Source organism: Microcoleus sp. T3_A4 (assembly GCF_036700465.1).
In the GTDB taxonomy this organism is placed as follows: domain Bacteria; phylum Cyanobacteriota; class Cyanobacteriia; order Cyanobacteriales; family Microcoleaceae; genus Microcoleus.
Genome location: NZ_JAUBOY010000006.1, coordinates 47947 through 56551, shown reverse-complemented (window position 1 = coordinate 56551; position 8605 = coordinate 47947). Strand labels below are relative to the sequence as shown.

Below are 8605 nucleotides of genomic sequence, written 5' to 3'. Positions count from 1 at the left end.
TTAGGGAGAATCTTAAGGAAAAACAACATCTTCATACAGCAGAGAAAATTGACTGTGCTTTTCCAACAGGGTTTGGATTCTCAATGAAGGTGTTGTTGCGCGTAGCCTCGCTGCTTCCCTCAAGATAGTCTGACTAATCGGGATGAGTTGCAGCACTGAGGATAGAAGCAACTGCTCATAGGTATCAATTAGATTAACATTGGATTGTCTAAATGGGATTATCAGAGATTCCATAAACTTGAGTTCGCTAGTGATCAGCTCAATTTGTCCCGCTTGGAATTTTTGCCACAGCGGTTGCAGCAGTTGCCAGTAATTGGGATTGACCTCGATTGTGTAAATTACAACTGAGGTATCAATGTAAATTCTGGCGGGGTCTGGTAAGTTTAGTTGTCCCATGAATCTCTTTCAGCTTGCAGGTCACGGTTAATTTCTTCGACGCTTCTGAATGTTCCTCTGCTACGCGCCTGCTCAATCCATTCCAGGATATTTTGCCGCATTAATTGCGGTCGCTCAGGCAGCAGAACAATCACCTCAATGGTTTGTCCCACAGAACTTGAGAGCATATCGGCAGGCAAGTTGATTTCAATCTTGTTGCCTGGTAAAACTTTAGTCTCAATCCGTAATTCTGATCGCATAAAAACCTCTCCTTTTAAATTGCCCTATATTGGATCAATCACGGTGCATATTGTGCTACCGCTATTAGACTTCTTTAATCTTCTAATCTCTAAATCCTATTAATCTTCAAATTCTGTTAATCCTGATTCGCATTTGATTTTTTCTCCTTGTTTGGGTTGTTTTTTGGGATTTGGTGTCTTGGTAAACGACTGGACATTGGTGGACGATCGTGTTCTCATTACTTGGGTCAAAATCCATTGCGTGCTCCCCAGTTCAGAATGCCGCGAATCGCTTCACCAGCCAAATGCTGTACTGGGCCAGAACCATGTTGCTCATAAGAATTCACGGTCAACATAGGAGGTCCACCAAAAAATGGTGCTTGCGCAACGGCAAAAGCATCATCTACCACACCAGCCAAGACTCCAGCTACCACAGTGCTAGTTCCCATTAGCGCTGCATTCAACTCTCCGCGATTGTTCCGTCGCTCAAGTTCAACAGTGCGTTTTCCTTCTTCTATGGCTCCTAAAACTGTTACTACACGTCCAACAAATGTTGCAACCTTTGGGGCTGTCTCAGCTGTCCATGCGGTGGCACGCGCCAATCGACCTGGTGCAGGTGGTACTGTAGGCGTGGGAATGGGTGTAGTAGTAGGTGGTAATTCAACAGGTGGTGCTACTGGTTTGGAAGCAGGCACTGAGAGTGTTGCTTTTGGCACTTCTGGCGGTTTATCAAATTGAAGAGGAAGCTGTTCGGGTGGAGTTAGACTGAGGGCGGGAGTGGGTGAAGGAGATGGGCTGGGTGAAGTAGGGGGCGGTGTGTAGACAGGCCCCTTCCATTCACTAAGAGGACCTCGCCACGGTGCCTTTGGCGGTCGTGGGGGTTTAGAACTTTTCGATACAGCTGGAGCGTTGCCTTTTGTATCACGAGCAAACTCACCTTTTGCGCGTGCAGCCTGAGCAGCTTGTTTATCTGTGGTAGCCCCATCTTGTCTATTCGGTCCCGATGGCTGTGGTCTGACACGCCCTATTTCTCCGTCCCGTAACAATACCTGTGGTTTGCCTTCGTGTCCCGCATCAGTCGATCCTCCTGGACCAAATGCATCAGACGCTTTCTGCATATCCCCTGCAAGGTCTTTGTCGAAACCTCTCCCTGTGCGAGTAGCTCTAACGTCCTGTTTCAGCTGCTGATCGAGTGTAAGTTGCTGCTTACCAGTCGGATCGGTGCAACGGATTGGTGAGTTGTTCACATACACATATAGGTTTAGCCCATCTACCATTCCCGCTGGATCGCAACTTGTCCACCTCCCCAACCACGGCGCATAATATCGCGCTCCGTGATAATAAAGCCCAGTCTCCTCATCCCGCTCCTTGCCCGTATAACGATACCGGTTTGCCGCAGCCTTGATGCTCTTATCTACCGTCTGATAAGCGGTACTACCGTAGGGATAATACTCCTCATAGGAAATCACATTTGCCATATCATCTAATTCCAAACTAGCCGAACCAAGATGATTACCAAACTGAAACCGAATCAATTGTGCAGGCGATTCATCATCGGGATTAGTAACAGTCTTAGTCTCCACCAACGCAATCCGCTGCTTATCATCCATCACGTGCAGCGTCTCACGCTCTAACTTAATATCATTCCCATTGCTATTAAATTCGCGGTAAATCTCAAATCCACCCAGATAAATTCGCTCATTCTTGCGCGTCCCATTTTGCCTTTCCGTAACCTTACGAACCCGCTCACCACTGGCATCATAAACATAGAAAGTCGTCTCCGGCACTTTGTCAGGTGGCGGCGCATCATTCACAGCCTGCCGAGAAGTCGCACTCAACTCATCCTTGTAATTCCACTGCATCAGCATCAAGTGCGGCATACTCATCATATTGCCGTGAACATCGTAGGTGTAAGTTTCAGTTTTTGCACCTACAGTCGTGTTACTTAGACGATTACTCTTCTTGGCAGGTTCAATTAGACTCGCTTCGTTATAGGTATAAGCACGAGTCCAGTTCCCATTCGCCGCCTGATGGATTAACTTCTCAAAGTTACCAACAGCATCATAGAGATATTGTTCTGTATAGTTCCGCATCGCCTGTCCCTCATTAGGATGCGGCAGATTCACGCGAAACTCGTCATTCCAGTCCGTTTCTGGCTGCCCAATCTGTCCGATATGCTCCCGTCCCGTTGCCTCAATCAGTCGGTAGATTGCGTCGTAAATATAATCGCATTGCGGCAATACAACCTGTCCCTTGAAAAAGATGGTTTGCTGGGCATCATCCCGAATCCGGGTAATATTGCCAACAGGGTCATAGGTATAAAACAAATCTTGGAATACCGCACCACCCCGCGTGGTTTTAAGATGAGTTAAACGGAAGGTTTTATCATCATAGGTATACTCAGTTTTTGCTCCATTTCCATATTCAATCTTCGTGCGCTGTCCCTTGGCGTTGTAGTCGATATTCGTGACAGGATTAAAATTTGCTGACTGCGGAATGAGTAATGCTATTGACTCAGCCGTTTCTCCCAGCCAAACATCCATCCGTTCCAATAAATTCGCCTCATTGTAACGAGGACGGATGATATTGAGTTTCGTATTCTGCTTGCTACTATGGGGTGCAACTAACTGAATCGATCGATTCAACGCATCATAACGGGTACTGCTACTAAAGATTTCAGTTTCTAAAACGGGATTGTCCGACCAATTAGGAATTTTTGTATAATCCTTCACCAATTGGCGCTTGCTGCGTTCCAGATTTCCCTTAAAGTCGAATTCTACATTCGTGGCAACACCAGCACTATCAAAATGTTGATAAATCCTGCCACGATGGTTTTTGACATCGCCTTGTCCTTCACCATAAACCGTCTTTTCTGTCAGGATTTCCGGCTCATTACCAGCCTTGACAAATAATTGAGTCGGACGCAATAACTCATCATAAATAGTACGCAAAATGTGGTTACGGCTATCCCACATCCTGATTGGTTTGCCTGCTACATTATTTAGCATCCAGCGATCGCCCGCTTCCATGCTCGACTGATGAATGCGATCGCCCAACAAGTCATAGTCATATTTCATCACAATGCGATCGAGAGCATCTGTTACTGCACGCTGATTCCCCTCAATATCCAACTCAACATGAGTGCGATATTTTTGCTCATTGCCATTAGCATCTTTTCCATTATCAGCAATGGTTAAAAATGTGCGTCCTAGCGTGTCTAAATACGCAATAGTCGGAGTATCCGCGTGTTTTGATGCTTTTTGGGCTGCGCCTTTCTCATCACTTCCTAATGCCTGATTAATCCGCTGTTGATACCAAGTAGGTAAATAATCCGCCTCCGGCAATTTAGTAAAAAATGCACGCACATCCGGGTCGGTTTTGGGGTCAAAAGTCACCGTATCGTTAACATCGTAAGTTTTTTGCTGCCACGGATCGAAAACGACTTTGTCGTAGGTATGATTCGGATGCAGGGTAGCAACAACTCGATCGAGCGGGTCATAAAACAGTGTGCTGCTAACGCCATGTTTTTCAATACCGAATTTGTGCGTAGGACTGAAAAACGGCTCGTATTGCCTGACTGGTTTACCCTTATTGTTGTAGATTGTCGCCCCCGTACCCACCCAGCGCGGATTTAGGATGGGTGAATTCGGCACACTTAAATCGATCGCTCCCGGTTCTGCTTGCACCTTAGTTTGCGCTTCCCGTCCAAAGCCATCGGAATAGACAAAACTTAGTTGAATTTTTGATTGTTGTCCTATTTCTAAATCGCTAATATGGGTTTCGCGAACAATAGATGCCGCACAAACAGGAGTGCGATTCAAATCATAAATAATCCGCGTCGTTGTCGTTCCCAGATGTTGTGCTGCCAATGAATGCGGGTCGTTAGTATCAAAGAAAGTCTTAATTTCATCATCGGTGAGGTCGGCTTTAAAGTTCGCAAACGAGTCCCCTTTGTTCTCGCTTTCCTTACCCATAATCGCTATAGCAATCACCATTCCCAAGGCATCAAATTTCGCTTGCGATCGATTACCATTTGGATCGGTAATTTTTTCTGGTTGCAGGGTGCGGTAATTGTTCTGAATTGCGATCGTATTATTGAGCGGATCGATTGTCTCAATCGCCAGTAAGTGATAGTTGTCGTAGGTGCTGGTATAAACATTACCAAACGGGTCTTTGATTTTAACAGGTAAATAGAACTCATTCGGGTCAAACGCCTGCCGACCGGATGGAATCCACCAACCACCATTTTGCTGTACGTATTTTCCTTCGTTACTTAGTAGCGCATTTAGCTCGCTAGAGGTTAGCTTACTGCTATAAACCTGAGCCAACAATCCCGGCGTAAATGCCAATTTAAAGCTTTCACAAGGCAACGCCAAAGAGTCAATTTGCCCTAGCGGTAACGGGGTTGGATCGGTGTTGTTGGCTTCGCTATCTTTGCGGTAAAGCGTTCTCACTCGCTCGATTAAACGCTTTTGAACACCAGTTGTAGCGATAGTTTCGTAAGCTATTTCGATCGCACTTAACAACCACCTGCGGATGAAATCAAGCGTAAATGGAATTGTCGAAGTTAAACCAGTAATTTCGTAGGTGCGTGTCTCAATCGGTACTCCAATCCTATACCATTTTGGCTCGATCGGTTTGTCATTTGGCTTGTTTGTTACCTGATTTTTGGTGTAGATAATCAGTGTTTTTGCTTGTTCGGGATAAGCAGGAGAACGACGGGGATAAGCGATCGCAACTGATTTCAAGACATTCCCAAACGCATCTACTTCTAATGTCATCGCATGAGTCACACGCGGATCGAAAATCTTCCGTTTTTTCTTTGGATCTGTTTCTGGATGGGTAGGATCGAGAATGAAACTCCGCTCATAGTGATAGTCAATCGTTTCGCGATCGTGCGTGTAGAAGACAGCATGTTGCTTATCCTGCTTTGGTTGCAGCCAACAAATTTCATAATTGCGTTCTGAAACACTGTAGGGATACTGGCTTTTTTCTAAACCGTCCATCGCATAGATTTCCTGACGCAGAATTCGACCTTTAAGCGATCGACAAGCTTCGTACTCTTCCGCGATCGTTAAACTGCGAGATAGAATCGAACTATCTGGTAATTTCAAACCAATAGGAAGTACCGTATCCGGTAATAAAGTTGCTTTAAATTCCGTTTCATTTACTCCAGGTTCCTGATAGTATTCTTTGGCAAAAAATCTAGAAATGCGATCGCTGTCTATAAAAACACCTGTATGAAACCAAGTCTTAGTATGCACGGGTGGAACAAACGAAGCTGCATCCAAATTGGTACCGTCGGATGTTGTGTCTCCAGACTTAATTGTACCGATTTCTTCCGTATCCCACTGTTCCACCATGCCAAAGCCACGAAATTCCCGTTCCACTCCATCAAAATAACCGTGGTGGTAGGCATAGCGGGTGACAAAGCGGTTGCGGCTAATGCGATCGTATGTTTCCACCCGCTCCACTACATGAACCGGAAACGGCAATTTCGTAATCCAGGGTTTACCTGCTAATTTGTCTTGCAGGTAAAACTTAGTAGAAGGCGCATAGTGTACAACGGTTTCTGCACCCAGATTATTGACTGTATTAATTAACAGATGCGGCTTCTGTCCGCCCATCAGGTCGATATACCGCATTACACGAGGAATACTCCCCGGTAATGACGAAGACCATACTAAACAAGCTGTCCCATTTCCCAACAAGTCAATTGTTGTTACCGAAACCACATTGTCGATCACTGGGAAATACCTCAACGTGCGCTTCGCCGCCCAACCGTTGCCTGACTGATTAAAATAAACCTGTACCCCTTTACCACTCAGGTACAAAATATCCGTCGTCCCAGAACCGTCAATATCCGCTAACAGAATCCGTTGCTGGTTAAAGATATCGGGCGCATCAAACCTAGGGGCATTATCCATTGTCACCTTCGCCCCAAATCTTCCATATCCCAAATTTGCCCAGTAACACACCTCCCCATTGCGAATTCGCACGATATCCGTCAGCCCATCCCCTGACATATCCGCCAGGTAAATCGACTGGGTACTGTCAGAAAACACCACTCGCGGGCCTTTTTCCTCATCCCAGGGTTGATACACCCGTTCCGCCGCCCCAAACCCATCTTCTGCTAGAGATGGATGCCAAACAAAACAATCATCTTCCGTAATCAGAATGTCGCTATGTCCATCCCCATCCAAGTCAATAAATTTCAAGTTCGGGTTATCCCAATCCAGGTTGGGCAAGGATTTAAAGGCAACAAATGATTCCCAACCTTCATTGTGAGTACGTTCGTAAAAACCGGGAGTAGGACTGCGTAAAGTTACTAAATCAAGTTGACCATCGCCTGCTAAGTCAAGAAATTGAGCGCCATTATTTAAACCAGTTGCAGGTTTACTAGCAACTAACTCAACAGGGGCAAAATGTGCTTCAATCTGCTTAGAGCCATTAATTTCTACATTGTTAATCGGGCTTAAATTGCGCTTATAAAACCACCCATTACCCTGCTCGCTCAAAATCCCGGACAATCCTTCCCCATCCAAATCGACCCACTGATACCGCGTGCCATCCATCCCTTGGGGCAGATTTTCCAAACTGGTGCGATCGACTTCACGTACTGTCTCGTCAATATTCGCTTCGGTATAAGTAAATTCCACAGGCGGCAGGGATTTCTGAATGTAACCGCCGTCAGGATTTCGTTTATAGCCTGTTTGTTTGACTGAAATTAATAATGAGTAAATTGGATTGCGAACATCGGTAGTGTTTTGTTCGTAGGAATAAGTAAAATCGGTCGATCGCACTAAACAATTTTTTCCCACACCTTCTGCTTCTGGGAAGTGATGAAACATCAGCACACGCTGACACAGGCGATATGTGCGAACTTCAAAACCCGATCGATAAGATGAAAACGGATCGTTACGAACAGTCCAAACGCCTGAATCGTTCGGTTTGGGATTTAGTAAATTGTGTTCTCCATAATCGAAGATAACTTCAAACATCCAGTCCGTTTTCAGTGCTAAATCTTCATTGAATGTTCGAGGCATTTGATTGCCATATTTAATTCGTTTTAGATAGCGATTTGCCGCTCGGCTGTCTGGAGTCCGATTCCGTTCGTGTACCTGTGCTGTAATTATTCCTGCTGAATCTTCCGATCTATATTCATAACGAATTGCATTACCTTTATCGTCATAACTTTCGCAGATTGACCAGCTAAAAATACGGTTTGAATCGCTGGGTTCGGCAATCCGACTTTCGGCTGTTTTGCCATACAGTGTCGTAATATTGTCTTTGGAAAGCGATCGCCAATGAACTTCTTCTGAATCTAATTTTGTCCAGCGTTCAATTCGAGCAAACAAGCCCTCAATTCTGGGACGATAGCGTTGAATCTTGAACTGACCATCGGGGGAATTAAAGCTCTCCCGGCTGCCATCTGCTCTCAGCACAGGAACCAAATCTTCTGCACCAGAAAGAATGAAGATATCGGACTCTTCTAAATCTTGATAGCGGGGTAAACCTTTGTCCGTCTTGCGGGTAATTGAGGGAAGCGATAGATTCCAACCAAAACCAAATATCCCATTACCAGCACCCGAATCATAGGAAAGCGACAACTGCGGCCCAAATCCCGATCGACCGGGACTGGTAACAATAGGTACACTCATGGAACCCGTGCCAGTCACTGGGTTAGCTGCAAATTTCTCACCCATCCCTTTAATCGCTCCTCCTCCTTTGGGCAGGGATACGGTCGGAGGTGGTGAGACGTAACTTTTATCTAACTCTGTGGCTTGCTTGTCGCTTTTTTTGTTTGAGTTAGCAAACATAGGCTTACCCTATACCCCGTATCGGAGCTACGTTTAGGCAATGAACTTTGGGCTTGCAACTGGATGACTGGCGATCGCTACACCCGATAGAAGTCGCCTTCCATCAAACTGCCTTACTTCTTATGCAGACACCCTTGTCTCTACTCCATTAGCTTTGAGGAATTCTTAATC

Annotated in this window: 3 protein-coding genes; all 3 read right to left on the bottom strand. The window is 45.5% G+C overall.

Annotation, left to right across the window (positions count from 1 at the left end; all coding sequences use genetic code 11):
* Window positions 1-12 precede the first annotated feature (12 nt).
* Window positions 13-396 carry a PIN domain-containing protein gene (locus QUA07_RS05135; RefSeq protein WP_333323119.1) on the bottom strand — a complete coding sequence of 128 codons (384 nt, stop codon included), beginning with the start codon at window positions 394-396 and terminating at the stop codon, window positions 13-15.
* On the bottom strand, window positions 384-635 hold the full coding sequence (locus QUA07_RS05130) for a hypothetical protein (protein ID WP_333323117.1): 252 nt from the start codon (window positions 633-635) through the stop codon (window positions 384-386). Before QUA07_RS05130 ends, QUA07_RS05135 begins: the two co-directional genes overlap by 13 nt.
* A gap of 227 nt (window positions 636-862) precedes the next feature.
* Window positions 863-8434 carry a SpvB/TcaC N-terminal domain-containing protein gene (locus QUA07_RS05125; protein ID WP_333323115.1) on the bottom strand — a complete coding sequence of 2524 codons (7572 nt, stop codon included), beginning with the start codon at window positions 8432-8434 and terminating at the stop codon, window positions 863-865.
* Window positions 8435-8605 lie beyond the last annotated feature (171 nt).

Excerpts from the sequence above, each read along its gene's own strand:
- QUA07_RS05125 (WP_333323115.1), bottom strand. The coding sequence starts at position 8,434 with ATGTTTGCTAACTCAAACAAAAAAAGCGACAAGCAAGCCACAGAGTTA.
- QUA07_RS05130 (WP_333323117.1), bottom strand. The coding sequence starts at position 635 with ATGCGATCAGAATTACGGATTGAGACTAAAGTTTTACCAGGCAACAAG.
- QUA07_RS05135 (WP_333323119.1), bottom strand. The coding sequence starts at position 396 with ATGGGACAACTAAACTTACCAGACCCCGCCAGAATTTACATTGATACC.